This window comes from Vibrio sp. 10N.222.54.E6 (assembly GCF_041473955.1).
Lineage (GTDB): Bacteria > Pseudomonadota > Gammaproteobacteria > Enterobacterales > Vibrionaceae > Vibrio > Vibrio tasmaniensis_A.
Genome location: NZ_JBFRTD010000017.1, coordinates 421373 through 438792, shown reverse-complemented (window position 1 = coordinate 438792; position 17420 = coordinate 421373). Strand labels below are relative to the sequence as shown.

Here is a 17420-nt window from a genome sequence, read left to right as displayed (position 1 = left end):
TTAGCTCTCGCCAGCGAAGAACCGCTGGCAAATACCAGTCGCCAGTTACTCAAGATCTTTGGATTGAATTTGTTGTTCTATAAGCAATCGGCTTCCCGAGATGTGTCGTCGCATTAGCATTTCTGCTAGCTCTTCATCGCGATTACCAATCGCTTGTAGGATGTATTTGTGTTCATCGAGCGCCTCTTTTGGTCGAGACTGAGCCCTAGGCGATTGATAGCGGTACATGCGTAATAGGTGATAAAGCTCGTCACACAACAACGAAATGAGTTTGCTGTTACGACTCGCTTTGATAATGCGGTAATGGAAATCAAAATCGCCATGTTGATGAAAATAAGAAGAGCCTTCGACTTCATCGATATGTTTAGAATGTGTCGACAATAAGCCTTCAAGCCCGATCAACTCTTCTTGTGTGATGTGTCTCGCCGCTAATCGAGCAGCCATGCCTTCTAATGCTTCACGCACCGCGTAAAGCTCAAGTAGTTTGTCTGCTGAGAATGTAATAACTCGCGCACCAACATGTGGAATACGTTCTATCAGGCCAAGTCCTTCAACACGCATTATCGCTTCACGTAATGGACCTCGACTTACCTCAAAGCGTTTAGCCAGTTCAGGTTCCGAGATCTTACTGCCCGGAGGTAATTCACCGTTAACAATTGCCTCAACGAGGTACTCAGTCAGATTTTCTGACTTGGTGTTTTCTTTATCGCTCACACGAGTTTTCGTGTTTGCATTTAAGGTGAGATCTTTTATCGCAGTATTCATATTCACGCTGCTCACTTCTGATTGTTGAGCCTTAATTGTCAACAATTCCATAACATGAACATAAAATACACGATCAAATTGTCGACAATCAAGTAGATTGTCGACAATTTAGACTAAGGTAGTATTTTCATTAATCGGCATAGAAATAGTAAAACGAAGCAACAAAAGACAACTAATACCTGTAATTCATAAGCTTAAATCATAAATAAGTATACAAAACCCTTGCCTACCACAAAGTTGGTCGAAAGCAATGTGTCGACAACTGACAGTCAACTTTTAAAACGCAGACCCATCCATCAATGATCTCAACCAAGATATAGGTATCAACACCCTTCCTCTCCGTTTAACTCCAAACCACAGATATAAAAAAGGCGCACTCATGTGCGCCTTTCATTCATAGAACTCGTTCTAACAAGCCAACCTTTGGTCAAGCAATCTGGCGAGTCACTTCGAGGTATTTATTGATATCAACAAAATCAATCTGTTCCGGTTTTAGATACTCTTCTGCATATTGGATATGCGTACCGCTGGTTAAAAACAGTCTAAACAGCTCGATATCTAGATGCTCGTCCAGCGCCATTTTGTACATAATGTCGACAGCAACACTGATTGGCTTCGCTTTCTTATAAGGTCTATCGGCAGCGGTTAACGCCTCAAAAATATCAGAGATCACCAGAATACGTTCTGGGATTGAAAGGTCGTCTGCTGTGAGCTTCCTTGGATAGCCAGTGCCTTTGAGTGTTTCATGGTGAGTCGACGCATAACGAGGCACACGGCTTAGCTCTTTCGGGAATGGCAGGTTTTCAAGCATCTTGATGGTACCAAGCATGTGCTCATTTATCTTAAACCTATCTTCAGCAGTTAAGGTGCCACGCGCAATACTCAGGTTATAGACTTCGCCCAGATTGTATAAGTGCTCAGGCACATCCATTTTTATTTGATATTTCGGGTCGAACTCTAACGGCCTATCTCTTTTCACTATATGTTCAGGCTTATCACATAACAGCGGCTCTACCGCTGGTAAGCTTGAGCTCGATTCTCGATTCAACGCCTCTATCGGTGACAAACCAAGTTGATCATCAAAGTTACGTGTCCAAGTAGTCTCAGCTATCAAGCGAATACGTGCGACTTTATCATCACTCATGAATTCACCACCAACGTTTGATGTCGCGATAAACTCAAAGTCCTCTTGTAACTGCTGTTTGGTTGACGCAAGTTCATCAGCTACCAGCTCAGCCGGTAGAGACCCTTCGAGTTGTTTTGTCAAAGCTGTAATTTCTGCATCACGCCAAAGCACTTCAAATCGAGTTCTCACCTCGTGAATTCGGTTGTAGTTAGCTTCTAGCTTCGTACCTTTATCGACGATGTGTTCAGGTGTCGTGATCTTGCCACAATCATGAAGCCAAGCCGCAATTCTAAACTCACGACGCTCATCATCATTTTCAAACTTAAAATCTTTGAAGTGCTCAGACTGTGATTTTTCAGCCACATCAGCCAGCATCAAACCCAGTTCTGGTACACGGTTACAATGCCCAGCCGTATAAGCGGACTTATCATCGATCGCCTGAGCAATCAGCTTAATAAAAGATTCAACAAAGGCCTCTTGATTCTGCTCATGCTGCTTTATCTCTGTTGCCATCTCTTTGACTGCAACAGATAACTCCCAAACTTCCTTTATTCGAGTGTCAAGTAAGGCTACGTTGTCATAATCACGCTGCTTAATCTTGCTAGTTTCAGCCTTTAATTGGCGTATCGGCCGAACAATTGGCGCACCAAATATCCAAGCTACAGGCAAAGTTAAGCTCATCAAAAGCACTGTCACACCAATAGACGTCACAAGTCGCTTGTTGACCGCGCTGTAGATTTCCTCCTCAGGTATCGCAACGGCAAAATATTCAGAGTAGTGCTCGCCCGTTTCAACCTTTTTCAGATAAAGACGCTTAGGTTCTCCATTGAGCAAAATCTTAGCCATTTCACCTTCGGTCGTAGCCGTTGCAGTTCGTTCATAAAGCTCAGCATAAGGAATGGTTGTACCGGAGTTAAGGGCATGATGATGAAACCATTTTTGAGATAAAAAAGCTTTCTGTTCATCTGTGAGTGTGCGAATCGCTTGATTTAGGATAGGTAAGAACTGCTGATGTTTGTTTTGCAACACAATGTGGAACTGGTTTGGGTAATTAGCTTTGAGGTCCAACAGCACTTCATTAACTTTCAATCTTGCATGGAAAAATTTATCCAAAGAAAATTCAAGCACTGGCTTAGCGTCGAGTACTGCAAAGCTCTCACCACGATCAACAGCGTCAAATGCCAATTCCATACTAGGAAATTCAACAAGCTCAATATTTGGAAAATCTTTTCTTAGTTGAGGAATAACCGACCATCCAGATAAAATCGCAACCTTTTTTCCGCTGAGATCTCCGTAGTTTGAGACGATTTGCGCGTTTTCTCGCGTAACAACAGAGAAAGGTAGCTCGTAAATCGCATCCGTATATAAGCCTTTTACTCCGTTGCTTTCGTAATTCTGAATAGAGTGCAAACCATCGATGCTTCCCTCATGAAACTTTCCCGTTAGCTCTGCCCACGAAAAGCCATTAACGAACTCGAACTTAACACCACTCATCTCGCTAATCATTTTCAGAAGATCAATCGCATAACCGTGTGGCTGTCCAGATACAGCGAAATCCATTGGTCCCCAATCGCTTTGATTAGAGAATAACAAAGGAGGCATGCTCTCAATTACGGCTTTTTGTTGAGCAGACCAATCGATTTCACTTATTTGAGGAAGTGCATTTTCCGTTTCAGCATCTCGATTTGACGCAATAATGTTACCTGACTTTGAGTATAAGAAAGATTCTGCCTGACTATCCTCCTCTAAACCTAATGCGCTTGCAGACAACTTACTCGCTAAAGAAGATAATACGATATCGATGCCTATCACGTGTTGTGTATCGCTAGCAGCTTTTGATTCAAAAGCTAGAGAATAGGTTTGGCCAGTTATCTGGAGATGCTGAAAAAGGTAAGGCTGCGTTTTTTCAACCGTCTCTGTATTAGCGGATTCATACCAAGGCCGTGTCGTCGGAAAATAATTACTCGGTTCTGTCTTTGACTCCCTGAGATTAAACTCAAGGTCGTAATACTTAGTCGTGCGGATACGACCTGCTTCCCTGTCGCTTATCTCGATCACCACCCAACGGTCTGAGCGATCGGCACCAATTTTTTCTCTAACAAAAGGAGAAGATTCCAGATTGATAATTTGGAAGAAGCGTTCGTTAGAAGAACCTATGTAAATACTATAAAAAAGAGGGTTATCTTTTATCGCTTCTGAGAGGATCCCACGCGACTCTTCGCGAGAAATTTGATAGCTAATAGAGCGATGTACGGAAGACAGTAATCGAGCGGTATTTATCGCGTCTGAGTCGACGTTACCGATATAGTCGCTCAAGTCCTGAGATACCATGGTCAACTTGGACAAGGTATGCTCTGTCGCCATTTTTTTACTGAAGTAATATTGAAGTGAAACCGCCACGATCGCCGTTAGCACCGTCGCAAGTAGAAACATCCCTCCAACGGTAAACCGCAACGAGATTTTTGTGTTTGCCATTATTCTATCCTTGAATAATCACTAGCTAAAAACGTAACACGCTAACAATACTTATATTATTACAACGCCCTACCGCCCCTAGCAACACATTATTCTATATATTATTCAAGTTCTCTTAACATTCTGTCCTGAATCTCAATAATCATGTCTTTAAATGATAATTAACTATATACGTCAGTAAACTAATACCATAATTAATTTAATGGTATTAGTTTTCATAAAATGGAAACACCTACGCCAATGACATCAAGGCAATAAGACCCGTCTTGAACTTTTCTAAGTCATTACGAATCCAGATTGAGTAGGCTGGCTATGTGTTTGATGATTGGATTGCTAGTATGAAAATGAGAGTTACCCCTTATTGTCTTTGATTACGGGATTAGCTCCTTTAATCAAAGTGGGTAACTCTCTACCCTTCACTATTACGACTTAAGCTTAGACAGCTACACAGAATTTAGGACAGCCTCTTACGCCCAGCGGTCAGAACGTATTAGGAGATCTAAACGTGCCGTTACGTGATGGGCTTTTCCTGCATGAATTTTGCTCAATTTACTTTTATGTAAAGCATGAGCGACTTTACTCGCATCCAAATCACTACCGGGAAGAAAGTTCATTTGGCTTCTCGCTGCTTTTAACACCTCAAGAACACCTGGAGTTTTACTCTCTAGAGATATCGGACATTCCTTAATAAACTCTCTTGACTCTTCTTTTAATAGTTCAAAAGACGAAAGAATGTTTTTTTGATGTGCCACTTTATCACTGTCAAGTGTTGTGCCTAATATCTTGGACTTTATCTTGCGTATTCCTCGGCTCAAGCTGATTCGTTTGTGTGCATTTGGCGGGGTAACATCAAGAATTTTCAAAAAATTATAAGGTGAACCATATCTAGGGATGCAAACTATATAGGCAGCTAAGATCGGGATTTTACGTATGTGTTCCGCGAAGAACTGTTCTAGCCTTTCATCACTCATTGATTGAACGTTAATTAAGTAAGTCGTACATTTTTTCTTGAATTCATTATATTCTTTTTCCATTTTCCATTTTTTGATTAGCGAGACAAAAAATTTGAAAATGGAAACAATAGCGTTAGCGATAGTTGTTACTGCTGCACCAACACCAGCACTCAGAGAATTCACTAATATCGTCCCGCCACTTTGCAGAGTTGCAATCGAACTTGATACTGCCGCACCTTTTATTTGCTCTCTGATAGATATAATTACGTAAGAACCAACTTTGTTGGTCGCGAGCATAGTCATACCGTCAGATTTTAGGTAGTGCATTGTTTTTGTAATGGTCTTGTATGCTGACTCTAATGCGGCTTTAATATTACCAGCATGCTGTAAAACTTCGCCTAGTGTTTTTGATACAACATCGGGTAATAGAGCAAATAGTTTTTGCTTTAAATCGTTTCCAAAGTCTGTAATCGACGATAAAAATTCAGTCAACTTTTGCTTTAAAGTAGACACGATTTTCATAAACCAGTTTTGATCGCTATTCATAGCAGCGCTGCTAGCAACTGATTTAACAGCGCCTGACGCTATTTTGTAGCCGGCACTTGAATTGATTGATGACAATCCGTGAGTTCCAGCGTAATTAAGAGCCTTACCAAGTCCGATACTCTTATCGACTACCCCTTTAACTTCCTTTAGTTGACCTGCAGTTTTGCCAACAACAACAAGTTTAGAAAAGAGAGAACCACCTTCAAGCTCCGCTTTAGAGAATACTCTCAACATATCAGCGTACATTGGATTTTGATTTTGCATGTATAAAACTCTTATTATTTAGCTGTATTAGTTCAGAAACGAAAGTGTTCTGCTTTTGCAAGAAAGGACAACACATTGAGCATTATTTTTTCAAAGTTAAATTAGGCTTAGACACCTAGAGTATTGAGCTTTATCGCCCGATTATAATTAAACTCTATGTACTCTATATAGTTTGCCATATCTGTTCTTTTGTCACAATCGGCTAATATAGCTCTGCCGCAAATATAATTAGATTCATAGAGACTGATGAAGCTCTTAAGGCAAGTTGTGGTGAGAATGAATCGGTAATTTTTGGTACTCAAGCCTGCACCTTCAAGTTGATTCGGTATACAGGCAACTTCTAAATTAAGAAGCAGCCTTCCAAAGAAAGCTAGAATACAACTTAATATATTATAGAATTTATGCTATAAATTTAGACTCATAATTCCAAATCAAGTCAGTTCATTAATATTGATACCACACAATATCAGAACATCTTCGAGCATTATCAGGCGAGCCTATGACGGATAATTTCTCCCCTTCTGCCAGTGCGATTGTGGCAAAAGATTCTAAAAGCAATGAGCATGCAGTCAGCGATTTTGCTATTTCTGAGTACCTATCGAAGCCTTTTAAAATCGAACTAACACTCATCTCAAAAAACTTTTCAATTGATGACCAGCTTGGTCAAAAGCTTTCGATTACACGCTTTATTAACGACACTAACAACCAAGCAGCCACACGTGTATTCAACGGCATTGTTACGCAAGTTCAGTTATTGGGCATGGACAGTAACCTGCAGTATTCTAGTTATCGCATCACTCTAAGGCCGTGGTTTTGGTTATTGATACACACTCATTCTTTCCGTGTTTATCAAAACCAATCGACTAAAGATATCGTTTCAGATGTGTTAACCCAAGCAGGTTTCAGTGGCTCGTTTAAGGCTGGTACCATGCCCTCATCCAAACGAGAGTATTGCGTTCAATATGATGAAAGCGACTTTGATTTCGTAACTCGCCTGCTTGCTGAAGAAGGGGTTCATTACTTTTTCCAACACAGCGACTCAGATCACGTGATGATGCTACAGGACGCTCAGAGCCCTTATAAAAAGTCAGATATCGGTAAACTGGACATGATTGAAGTCCCTTCAGGCAACAATCCATTACTCGATAAATGGATGCCGCAAGGTCAATTTCATGGTGCCAGCATCGAACTGACTAGTTATGATTACTCACAAACTAAACTCGTGAGCAGTAAACAGAAAAAATCCAGCCATAAGATAGCTAACAACACCAAGTTAACGAAACAGTTTTACCCTAACCTTGGTATCACTGGTGGGATGGAAGACCTTGCCAGCAACCTAGTGAAAAGACGAATTGAACAGCTCGAGCAAAATTATCAAACCGTAGAAGCCGAAGCGCAACACGATTCATTTGAATTGGGTAAATGGTTTTCACTATCATCCCATTTAGACAAAGATCAACTCGGTGACTATTTAGTCACAGAACTTCACACGAGTTATAGCACCGAAAACCATTGTCAAACACGTCTCACCCTTCTTGACACGTCGACTCCTAATTATCCTTCACCGACGGATAAGGCAAAAATACACGGACTACAAAGCGCCATCGTAGCCGGTAATACCGCAGGTGAGATTAATCAAGATGAACAAGGTCGAGTTCGCATTCAATTTCATTGGGATACACAAACATCCGGAGACAAAACGAGTTGCTACGTGCGCGTTGCTCAGATGATGGCTGGCAATGGTTATGGTGCTCAGTTTATTCCAAGAGTAGGACAAGAAGTACTGGTCAGTTTTATTGATGGTGACCCAGACCAACCGATTATCACAGGAAGCGTTTATAACAGTAAAAACCCACCACCTTACAAAGAAGCTAACTCAACGAAAACAGGTATTAGCACTAAGTTAAGCGGATTGGCTAACGAGCTCTATTTTGACGATAAGAAAGACAATGAGCTCTTGTACATGCATGCAACCAAAGACTTCACGAAAGAAATAGAGAACAACCTGACAGAGACCATTAAAGGTGAACTGATCCAGAAAACCACCAAACAAGTTAACGTATCAACAGAAGATAATTACACCCTCAATTCAGACAAAGCTATCGCTGCCAAAGGTAAATCTATATCCCTAGAAGCGGATGACAAGATTGAGCTAAAGGTTGGGTCCAGCAAAATCACTATGTCTTCATCTTCTATTAGTATTGAAGCAAGTAACATTGATATCAAAGCCAGTAGCGCACTCAACCTTGAAGGCATGAACGTAACAAGTAAGGCGACATCCGCGAACAAAATATCAGGTGTAACAACGGCTCTCGAAGCGACAAGCTCCAACAGTATTAAAGGACTCAGTGTCGCGATTAAAGCGGATACCACACTCACAGCAGAGGGGTCTTTAAGTGCCGAGTTTAAATCAGGCCTAAAAGGTACTTTTAATGGTGGCGTACTTGGCGAATTAAAGGGTGCTATTGTAAAGGTGAATTAGTGAATTCAATCGCTAGCATTTAAACCACACTAGAGCACAAATTCAGGTAAGACAGAAACATGTATAAAAAAATTCCATATCAAACTGGCAGACAGTTGCTCGACAGATTCTCAAGCTCCGACGAAGCACAAGCACTGATTAATGACGAATTCAACATTGATGATTCTATTCAAGCTTTATTGGAAAGCGAGCTATATTTCGACTTAGTTCAGCTCCTTGCTCACGGATTGCCTGTTCGAGAGGCCATTTGGTGGGGCGCACATACGCTCGATGCGAGAAGTGATGTGTGGTCTACAATGCAAAAACAATGTATTTCAACAGCCAAAGATTGGGTCAAGTCACCTTCAGAAGAACAGAGAAGAAAGAGTGAACTCTTTGCGAATAAGCTCCAACTAAATTGTGGGCCATCTTGGCTAGCTCAAGCCGTATTTTGGAACGGATCCGGCAGTATTGTTGCACCTGACTTACCCAACGTCCTCCCCGACCCTTTCTTATATTCCAAAGCGGTAGCGGGTGCAATCAACCATTCCGCAGCCTTACCCAATTGGGATAAAACCAACGAGTACTATAAGAAATCCATTGGTATTGCTCTCGAGCTTGCCAAAGGCAGCCAATCATAAAGTTACAGATGACAGGAGTGGCCGATGACGTTAGCCGCAAGATTAACTGACATGCATGTTTGCCCGATGCAGACACCCGCACTTCCACCAATCCCCCATGTCGGAGGCCCAATCGTTGGACCTGGTGTACCGACGGTTCTCATTGGCAATATGCCTGCAGCAACGCTTGGGGATATGTGTGTTTGTGTTGGCCCCCCAGATAGCATCATCAAAGGCAGTGCTACTGTACTTATCATGAATAAGCCTGCTGCGCGTATGGGAGATACAACCGCCCACGGGGGTACTATTGTCTTGGGTATGCCTACCGTAATGATTGGAGGATAAAATCCTTGCATTTCATAAGGTTTCGAAAAGTCGGCTTACTGGGTAATTTTCTTGGATAAAGTTCAAATTTTTGAGTAAATATCTATTTTACATAGGACTTTTTAAGAAAAAGCGATAGAATATATAAATGTTAAATATTTTATATGAAACATAAGTAATAACTATTAGAAATAACACTTTATGTGATCGAGATATCAAATAACTTTAACAGGACGTGTATGACAGAAATTGCTCATTTACTGACTCCAATCTCGGATAATGACCCCTCCGGCTCTTACCTGAAATTGGATAGAACCGCATACCGCAGTTTAAGAAACGTTTACAATAGCGCTCAATCTTCATTTCGTCAGTTAGTTGAAACACCTGATGCATCTTCTGACCCAGCAATTGTGGATGCAAATACTGAAAACTGGGCTGAGTTAAGAAAAATTTCTGAAGAGACACTCACCTCCCAGTCTAAAGATTTAGAAATATTAGGTTGGTACATTACTAGCCAGCTTTTTACTTCACAGCCATTTCATAACCTTGCTACAGCTATCCCAGCTTTAAACCTTTTCATCAACCAATTTTGGGATACGCTAAATCCAATGCTACCAGACGCTAAATTAAAAGCTTCTGATGATGCAGGAAAAGCAAAGGAAATCACGGAGTTCAGAGCTAAATCTCTACTTCAGCTAGTTGGTGAATCACTGGACTCCAGTTCTCTTTACATACCTTTTCAAATGCTTGATTTTTGTTCAGGTGTAACTTTTGGGGATTACCTCACAGCCGAACGAAAAGGTAACATCGCTGAACTGAAAGAATCAGCCTTGAACGCGTTTGATCAAAGCGTTGCAGAAACACTCTTCCATTTGGCCAGTATCTATAGTGATCTGGAAATGGCAGAGAAAAACCTGGCTGAAAAGTGCCAAGCTGTTAGCGCCTCGGTGATCAGTTTCAACTTTATCAAAACCAACGTACGTGACCTGATCAAAGCGATTCATTTCCTAGTAGGAGAAAAATTCGCTCCTTGGCCTTTGGACGACAACTTCCACGTCATCCAAAGCTCAACCGAAACGCGCGAACAAAGCGATTCAATACCTTCGGCATCGGAACAGACGGTTGCCGTCAAAAATGAACCTATTTCAGCAACAGGAACAGGCCATAATTCAGAGCCAGTGAATCAAGGTAACGGGAGCGTGGTAGATAACGGTCAGGTTCAATCATCAAATGGCCACCCCTCTCAAACCCAAACTCAGACGATTGTTCAAAACGTGTCGAGTATTAACGGTATTGTTAATCGTGATCATGCGTTTCAGGAAATTAGAAAAATTGCTGAGTATTTTAAAGAGACTGAACCTCATAGCCCAATCGCCTTTTTATTGGAGCGTTCAATTCGTTGGGGTTACATGAGTTTCCCAGAACTACTCCAAGAAATGATAGGTAATGAGCAAAGTGTGATCGCTCAAATTAATCAAATGACCGGGATGGATAACCTAGACAAGTTGGACTTGTCAGGCAAGCCCGTCCCAGTAATAACTTCAGCACCAGAGTTCGCTCCGGTGTCGAAACCGACTATTGAGGAACCAACTAAAGTAACGCCAATTCCTATTAGTCCAAATAGCACAGCAGATACCAACCAAGCATCTGAATCTACTTCCAACTCATCATCAAGCAGCATGCAAGATTTTGAGTGGTAAAGCCCATTAATTGCATTAAGCAAGGAGAAACACTATGGCTTCTATTTTTATGAGAATTGAAGGTACGACACCAAAAGGTGCAGCAACGGTAGAAAAAATCGGGGGCAAAGATGGTTTCTTCGCACTCGATAGTATTTCTTGGAGCGCTGTCCGTGGTGTTGGCATCGATGTAGGTAACGCAAACAATGCTGACCAAGGCATGGTTGCTCTTGGCGAAGTTAACATTTCTCGTGGCTGTGATGGTGCGTCGCCACATCTAACTACTTTCTTGTACGCTCCGGGTCCAGAAGGTCGCACTGTTGAAATCGTTATGACAAAACCAAACCGTGAAGGTTCTGGTGCAGATCCATACCTAATTCTAACGATGAAAATGGCTCGTATGTCTAGCTACAATATGTCAGGTACAGACGGTTCACTTCCTAGCGAATCTTTCAGCCTAACCTACACTCAAATTTCTAAGGCTTACTACATTGAAGCTGACGGCGGTAAGATCGAGAAAGGCCCTGAAGTTGGCTTCGACGCGACTACAGCTAAAGTCACTTCAACTGCTAAGTAATTAATCAAGGAGAGTTAACGTGGCACTAAATTCCCAACATAAACGCGTAAGTAAGAACCGCGTAAGTATTACCTATGACGTTGAGACTAATGGCGCTGTAGAAACCAAAGAGCTCCCTTTTGTTGTTGGGGTTATTGGTGACTACTCAGGCCATAAGCAAGACAAAGAAGAAGTAGAAGACCGTACTTTCTACAACGTTGATAAAGACAACTTCGATACTGTAATGAAGCGCGTTGGCCCTGAGTTATCCCTAAAAGTAGACAACGTACTTGCAGGTGATGACAGCCAGTTTGAAGCAAGCCTTAAATTTGACTCGATGAAAGATTTCGAACCTGAAGCAATTATCGAGCAAGTTGAACCGCTAAAAAAACTAGTTGAAACCCGTAACCAACTGAAAGTGCTTCTTTCTAAAGCCGATCGTTCTCGCGACCTAGAAAAACTGCTTAAAGAAGTTCTACAAAGTGCAGACACGATTAATGCGCTTTCTGATGAGCTAGGTATAAAAGAAGAAGGAGCTGAGTAATGAGTACTGAAACAGAGAATCAAGCGCAAGCAGAAGCGACAGAAGGCTCACTCAGCTTTCTAGACCGAGCGATTGAAGCAACCACTCAAACTCCGGCAGATACAACGAAAGAACTGTTTTCTGTACTTACAGAGCAAGCACTTTCTGGAACAGTAACGTGGGATAAAAACGTTACTAAGACGATTGAGAATGCAATCTCTGAGATAGATAAGAAACTATCTCAACAGTTATCTGAAGTCATGCAGCAGAAAGACTTGCAGAAACTTGAAGGCTCTTGGCGTGGTCTACAAAAGCTTGTTAAAGAGAGTGAACTTGGCCGTGATCTAAAGATTAAAATGGTTGATTTCACACAAGAAGAGCTGCTTGACCAATTTGAAGACGCACCAGCAATTGACCGAAGCCCATTATTCAATGCGGTTTATCAAGGTGAGTTTGGTACTGCTGGTGGTCAGCCTTACGGTACTTTCATTGGTGATTACGAGTTTAGCGCAAAAGATGAAGACGTTGCTCTACTTCGCTACATGGGTGAAGTTGCTGCAGCATGTCATGCACCGTTCATTGCCGCTGCAAATGCTGAAATGTTCGAGTTCAACAGCTTCCAAACTTTCTCTGAAGGCAAACCTGTAGCAGCAGGCTTCGACTCTCCTGCATACGCAGCATGGAATTCATTCCGTGAAAGTGACGATGCACGTTACGTAACACTAACGCTGCCTCGCACTCTTGCTCGTCTACCGTATGGTGATAAAGGTCTAAGTACTGATGTATTCGCATACGAAGAGCTTGCAACCGATATGGATGGCAGTCCAAAGCCAACCAGCAATGACCAATTAGTTTGGTCGAATGCTGCATATGAACTGGGTCTTAAAATGACTCAAGCATATACTGCTTCGGGTTGGTGTACATCTATCCGTGGACTTGATAACGGTGGTAAAGTAGAAAACCTACCTAACTTAACCTACAAGTCTGAAGCTGGCGATCTACTTCAGCAGTGTCCAACAGAAGTGAATCTAACTGACGAGCGCGAGAAAGAGCTTTCAGACCTTGGTTTCCTTCCTTTGGTTCATTATAAAAGTTCTAACTACGCTGTGTTCATCGGTGGCCAAACAACTCAGAAACCTAAAACATTTACAGACCCAGACGCAACAGCGAATGCTGCTATCTCTGCTCGCCTACCTTACATTATGGCAAGTAGCCGTATCGCCCACTACCTGAAAGTAATGGGTCGAGACAAGCTAGGTTCAAACCTTGAAGCTCCTGATATCAAACGAGAGCTACAACTATGGATCGACCAATACACCAACGCCGGTGCTATTGGTAATGAGCAACGCGCAAAAACCCCTCTTTGTGAATCTCGCATCGAAGTGGTTGAGCAACCTGGTAAGCCAGGTGCCTACTCAGCTGTGGCTCACCTAAGACCTTGGTTACAACTTGAAGAGCTGACAACCTCAGTTCGAATGGTTGCTAAGATTCCTGGTTAATAGGGATTTGGCCGGAGTAATCCGGCCAAAATTTTTTATGAAGTTAGATACGGAATGGCAAAACAAATTTAACCAACTAGATAATACAGATAATACCTTTATAAAAGAGGCTTTATCTCTATTATCTGAGCTAGACCAACACTCTTTACGCTCTAAATCCTCATTGATTTCATTGATATCCACACTAATATCGAAGATTGATACTGCACTCAGTTTACAGCTCGATGCAATAATTCATGAGCCTGATTTTCAAAAGTTAGAACGCAACTGGTTAAGTCTTCAGCAACTTGTATCTTTGCCCATAAGCTACCAAAGAGCTCATGTAAAATTACTCGATATGAATTGGACTGAGATATCCAGCGATGTCAATCAAGCGTACTCAACAAAATCCAGCGATTTGTATAACAAGATAGGTAATAGCGAGCTAAATACTTTAGGGGGTCACCCCTTTGGATGCATCACATTTAGCCACCCTATCTCGATGGACATCGATTTTGATGCCAATTATGACGACCTATTTACCGTAGAACTGTTAGGTAAATTAGGAGAAGCGACGCTTTGCCCGATGCTTTTCTCTCCAGTACCAACGTTTTTTGGTGAAAATGGTGCAGACTGGCTCTCTGATATAACGCGAATCAATAAAATTCTATCCGGTCCTGATTTCAAAGCATGGCAAGACCTACGCAGTAAACCAAGTTCACGCTTTATTGGCATGGCGCTACCTCAGGTTCGTCTTCGTGATGCATACAAAAATCGACGAGTCGGCTTTGTTTATAATGAACAAGGCAAAGGCTCATGGGGCTTAGCCAATATGGTACTAGCTACTACAATCATGCGGGAATTTCATCGTGTGAACTGGTTCGGTTTTCTGAAGTCTCGCTGGAATGACAAGCTGCAAGGCTCTGTTATTAACCTCCCTGCGAGCCACTATTTTGACAGCCACCTGCAAAAGCCAGTAGCGGATGTTAGCTTATTCGGGCAACTGTCTAATTTTTACGCGCAAAGTGGCTTTATTCCATTAACCAAAAGCCCTTTAACCGATAAGTTTTACTTCAATGGCAATAACTCTATTTGGCAGTGTGGACAGAACGATAATGACAAAGTGTTAACTCAGATTCAGACTACGCTAATGTCTTGCAGAATTGCCCATTATCTAAAAGTGCAAGTGCGTGAGATGGTCGGCAGTTTCAACAGTGCCAACGAATGTGAGCTATTTTTAACAAACTGGATCGAAAAATTTTCCAGCAATGTCTCATTTGCAAATGAAGAAACCTTGTCCAAATATCCATTGAGCTTTGCCAAAGTTAGTGTCAGGGAATCTCATTCTCAAGCTGGCAGTTTTGCCTGCACTCTGCGTATCGTTCCTCAATACCAATTTGATTACTTTAGTGGCGAGGTTGTGCTGACTACCGATCTAAACGAGGTAGCATCATGAGTTTTTGGAAAACCTTTATCAGCGATGCAAAGCCCTATCAGGACGCCGAGATTGAAGATATTAAGTTCCACCTAACCAAGCTCTTAGAGGCAGAGGCTTCATTAACAGAAATTGATAATAGGCTCGTTGAAGTAAACCGCTCGAACTTTAAATTTGGTATCGAAGATGTTCATTTGCTCAGTGCAACTTTAGAAAACACTCAGATCACTTTACGTATCGAGGCTTGGATAAAAAGCTTCGAGCCACGATTACACGACATATCTGTTGAGCTCGAGCAGCGTAAAGAAGGTGACAATTCACTATCGTTCAACATCATAGCTAAAGTGAAGACCAATAATGGTGAACGAGACCTAATCTTTGATTCAAGAATCGCACTAAGCGATTTAACTACATCTATAGAAGAAGATAGCTATGACTGAACCCATTATGCGTTACTTCGAGCAAGAACTGGCCTTTGTGCGCCGTTCGTTAGGTCAGTTCGGTCAGGAATACCCTACTCATGCCGAAAACCTCAATATCCATCAAGGTAAGATCGAAGACCCTAGCATGGCTCGCTTACTCGACGGTGTAGCACTATTGAACGCAAAGGTCGAAAAGAAACTATCTGAACAGTTGCCTGAAGTTATCGAAGGTATTTTGAGTGTTCTCTACCCTTCTTATATTCAAACTGTTCCTAGTGTTGCTTATCTTGAACTTCATACTGAAGACGGTCCTATTGAATCAAGCAGCTTGCCTAAAGGCTCACTTTTTTCAAGTACAAACACGAAAAACGAGTGCCTATTTAAGACCGTTGACGAACTCAATATAGCACCATTTAATTTAAGCAATGCCAGAGCATTGAGTGCGCCGTTTAGTTTCAACAGACCTTCAACAGCTAACCAAAGCTCCGCGGTTGTTCAGATATCTCTGAGTACTGGTGATCCGGATGTTTATTTCAGCCATTTAGAATTAGGTGATCTCGATTTCTTCGTCAAAGGCTTCGAAAATAATGCTGACTCTCTCGTCGATTTGCTTCTCAACAATACCTTGTCGATTTCCATTTCCGATTCCGAGTGTGCCCAACACTCGACCGTTGATAACCTTCAACTAAAAAATCGAATTAGTGATCTCGAGTTTAAGTTCTTGCCTGAACACGGAAATCAATTCACCGGTTATCAACTGATCAATGAATTCTTCTTTTTCAAAGAGAAGCGACAGTTCTTTAGACTAAAAAACTTTGCTGAACACGCGAACAAATTTGACGAGTCTGAAATCGTGATTAATTTGTTTATGTCATCATTGCCATCGGAGTTCATTCGTCTATTTAATAAAGACGTATTCAAGCTCAATGTCGTGCCTGCGATTAATTTATTTGAGCAAACTGGCGAACCGATCCCATATGACCACCGGACTCTATCCGTTCCAGTTAATGCCGACGCTCATAGTGACAACAATATAGAAATTATTGAAATTCAAAACGTCTATGAAATCACTCCGAACGGAGAGGTCCCTTTAATTCCACTTTTTAAAGAAAAGTATTCACATAACCAAAGTTACGACTACTGGCAAAGTAAACACGATCACTTTGGTGAAGTAAGCATAGCGATTTCGTTATCGGACACGACAAATACAGAATTTAGCAAGCTACTTGGTACCAAGTTACTGTGTACTAATGGGAAGCAAGCTTGTGGTGTAATCGGCACTTTGGAATGCTTAGAGAGTATTGATTTACCCGGTGATTTCTCACCTATTTACCCGCCCTCTGCGCCGATTAAAAAAGAAATCGACCAAAACATCCACTGGGAATTTATTAGCTTATTGAACACCAACTTCACATCATTGGTGCAATCTAGCAACCCGGTAGCTGAACTCAAACATATGTTGAGTTTGTGCAGTCGCGACCAGGTATCAAGCACAGAAATTCAGATGATTCACTCAATTACATTCAATTCGCAAGTTTCTGCAATTCGTGTGTTGGGTAAGAACGTGTTCTCGCCCGGAACCGAGATTGAACTTACGCTTGATGCCACCTCACCTTACCTAGCATTTGCCGATGTGTTGAATCGCTTCTTCCAGCAGTTTTGCAGTTTTGATAGATACATTCAACTTAAGATTCGTCTCTATGGGCGAGATGGTTTCATAAAAACATACCCTAAGATTCACGGTAGTCAATTGTGCCTGTAACTCCACAAAATAAGCACAATTGGATCGATCG

At 41.8% G+C, this 17420-nt stretch carries 13 protein-coding genes; 10 read left to right on the top strand and 3 right to left on the bottom strand.

Going from position 1 to position 17420, the window contains the following annotated elements:
* Positions 1-45 precede the first annotated feature (45 nt).
* The 3 genes from AB4513_RS12345 to AB4513_RS12335 form a co-directional block, all read right to left on the bottom strand.
* Positions 46-765, bottom strand: a complete 720-nt coding sequence (locus tag AB4513_RS12345; protein WP_032555235.1) for a GntR family transcriptional regulator — start codon at positions 763-765, stop codon at positions 46-48.
* Positions 766-1192: 427 nt separating this feature from the next.
* Positions 1193-4366, bottom strand: a complete 3174-nt coding sequence (locus tag AB4513_RS12340; protein ID WP_009846614.1) for an HD domain-containing phosphohydrolase — start codon at positions 4364-4366, stop codon at positions 1193-1195.
* Positions 4367-4833: 467 nt separating this feature from the next.
* On the bottom strand, positions 4834-6129 hold the full coding sequence (locus AB4513_RS12335) for a hypothetical protein (RefSeq protein WP_009846613.1): 1296 nt from the start codon (positions 6127-6129) through the stop codon (positions 4834-4836).
* A 499-nt stretch (positions 6130-6628) separates the two neighbouring features.
* Here AB4513_RS12335 and AB4513_RS12330 point away from each other — a divergent pair, with 499 nt between their 5' ends.
* The 10 genes from AB4513_RS12330 to tssF all read left to right on the top strand — a co-directional run bounded on the left by AB4513_RS12330 (position 6629) and on the right by tssF (position 17389).
* The gene (locus AB4513_RS12330; protein ID WP_102257283.1) at positions 6629-8611 is read left to right on the top strand and encodes a type VI secretion system Vgr family protein; all 1983 of its coding nucleotides are present in this window, start codon (positions 6629-6631) and stop codon (positions 8609-8611) included.
* A 59-nt stretch (positions 8612-8670) separates the two neighbouring features.
* Positions 8671-9231 carry a DUF6931 family protein gene (locus AB4513_RS12325; RefSeq protein WP_012603810.1) on the top strand — a complete coding sequence of 187 codons (561 nt, stop codon included), beginning with the start codon at positions 8671-8673 and terminating at the stop codon, positions 9229-9231.
* 24 nt (positions 9232-9255) lie between these two features.
* A complete protein-coding gene (locus AB4513_RS12320) occupies positions 9256-9555 on the top strand; it encodes a PAAR domain-containing protein (protein ID WP_009846610.1) in 300 nt (99 codons plus the stop codon).
* A 218-nt stretch (positions 9556-9773) separates the two neighbouring features.
* The gene (locus AB4513_RS12315) at positions 9774-11234 is read left to right on the top strand and encodes an ImpA family type VI secretion system protein (RefSeq protein WP_102257284.1); all 1461 of its coding nucleotides are present in this window, start codon (positions 9774-9776) and stop codon (positions 11232-11234) included.
* Positions 11235-11268: 34 nt separating this feature from the next.
* Positions 11269-11790, top strand: coding sequence for a type VI secretion system tube protein Hcp (locus AB4513_RS12310; protein ID WP_009846608.1), 522 nt, complete (start codon positions 11269-11271; stop codon positions 11788-11790).
* A gap of 19 nt (positions 11791-11809) precedes the next feature.
* Entirely contained in the window at positions 11810-12313 is a 504-nt protein-coding gene (tssB, locus tag AB4513_RS12305) for a type VI secretion system contractile sheath small subunit (RefSeq protein WP_009846607.1), read from the top strand.
* Positions 12313-13791 (top strand): type VI secretion system contractile sheath large subunit, encoded by a 1479-nt coding sequence (gene tssC / locus AB4513_RS12300; protein WP_009846606.1) that lies wholly within the window; start codon positions 12313-12315, stop codon positions 13789-13791. The genes tssB and tssC overlap by 1 nt, the downstream gene beginning before the upstream one ends.
* A 37-nt stretch (positions 13792-13828) precedes the next feature.
* Positions 13829-15226 (top strand): type VI secretion system contractile sheath large subunit, encoded by a 1398-nt coding sequence (locus AB4513_RS12295; protein ID WP_009846605.1) that lies wholly within the window; start codon positions 13829-13831, stop codon positions 15224-15226.
* Positions 15223-15645: a type VI secretion system baseplate subunit TssE gene (tssE, locus tag AB4513_RS12290; RefSeq protein WP_009846604.1), complete on the top strand. Its 423-nt coding sequence runs from the start codon at positions 15223-15225 to the stop codon at positions 15643-15645. Before AB4513_RS12295 ends, tssE begins: the two co-directional genes overlap by 4 nt.
* On the top strand, positions 15638-17389 hold the full coding sequence (tssF, locus tag AB4513_RS12285) for a type VI secretion system baseplate subunit TssF (RefSeq protein ID WP_012603807.1): 1752 nt from the start codon (positions 15638-15640) through the stop codon (positions 17387-17389). Before tssE ends, tssF begins: the two co-directional genes overlap by 8 nt.
* Positions 17390-17420: the final 31 nt, after the last annotated feature.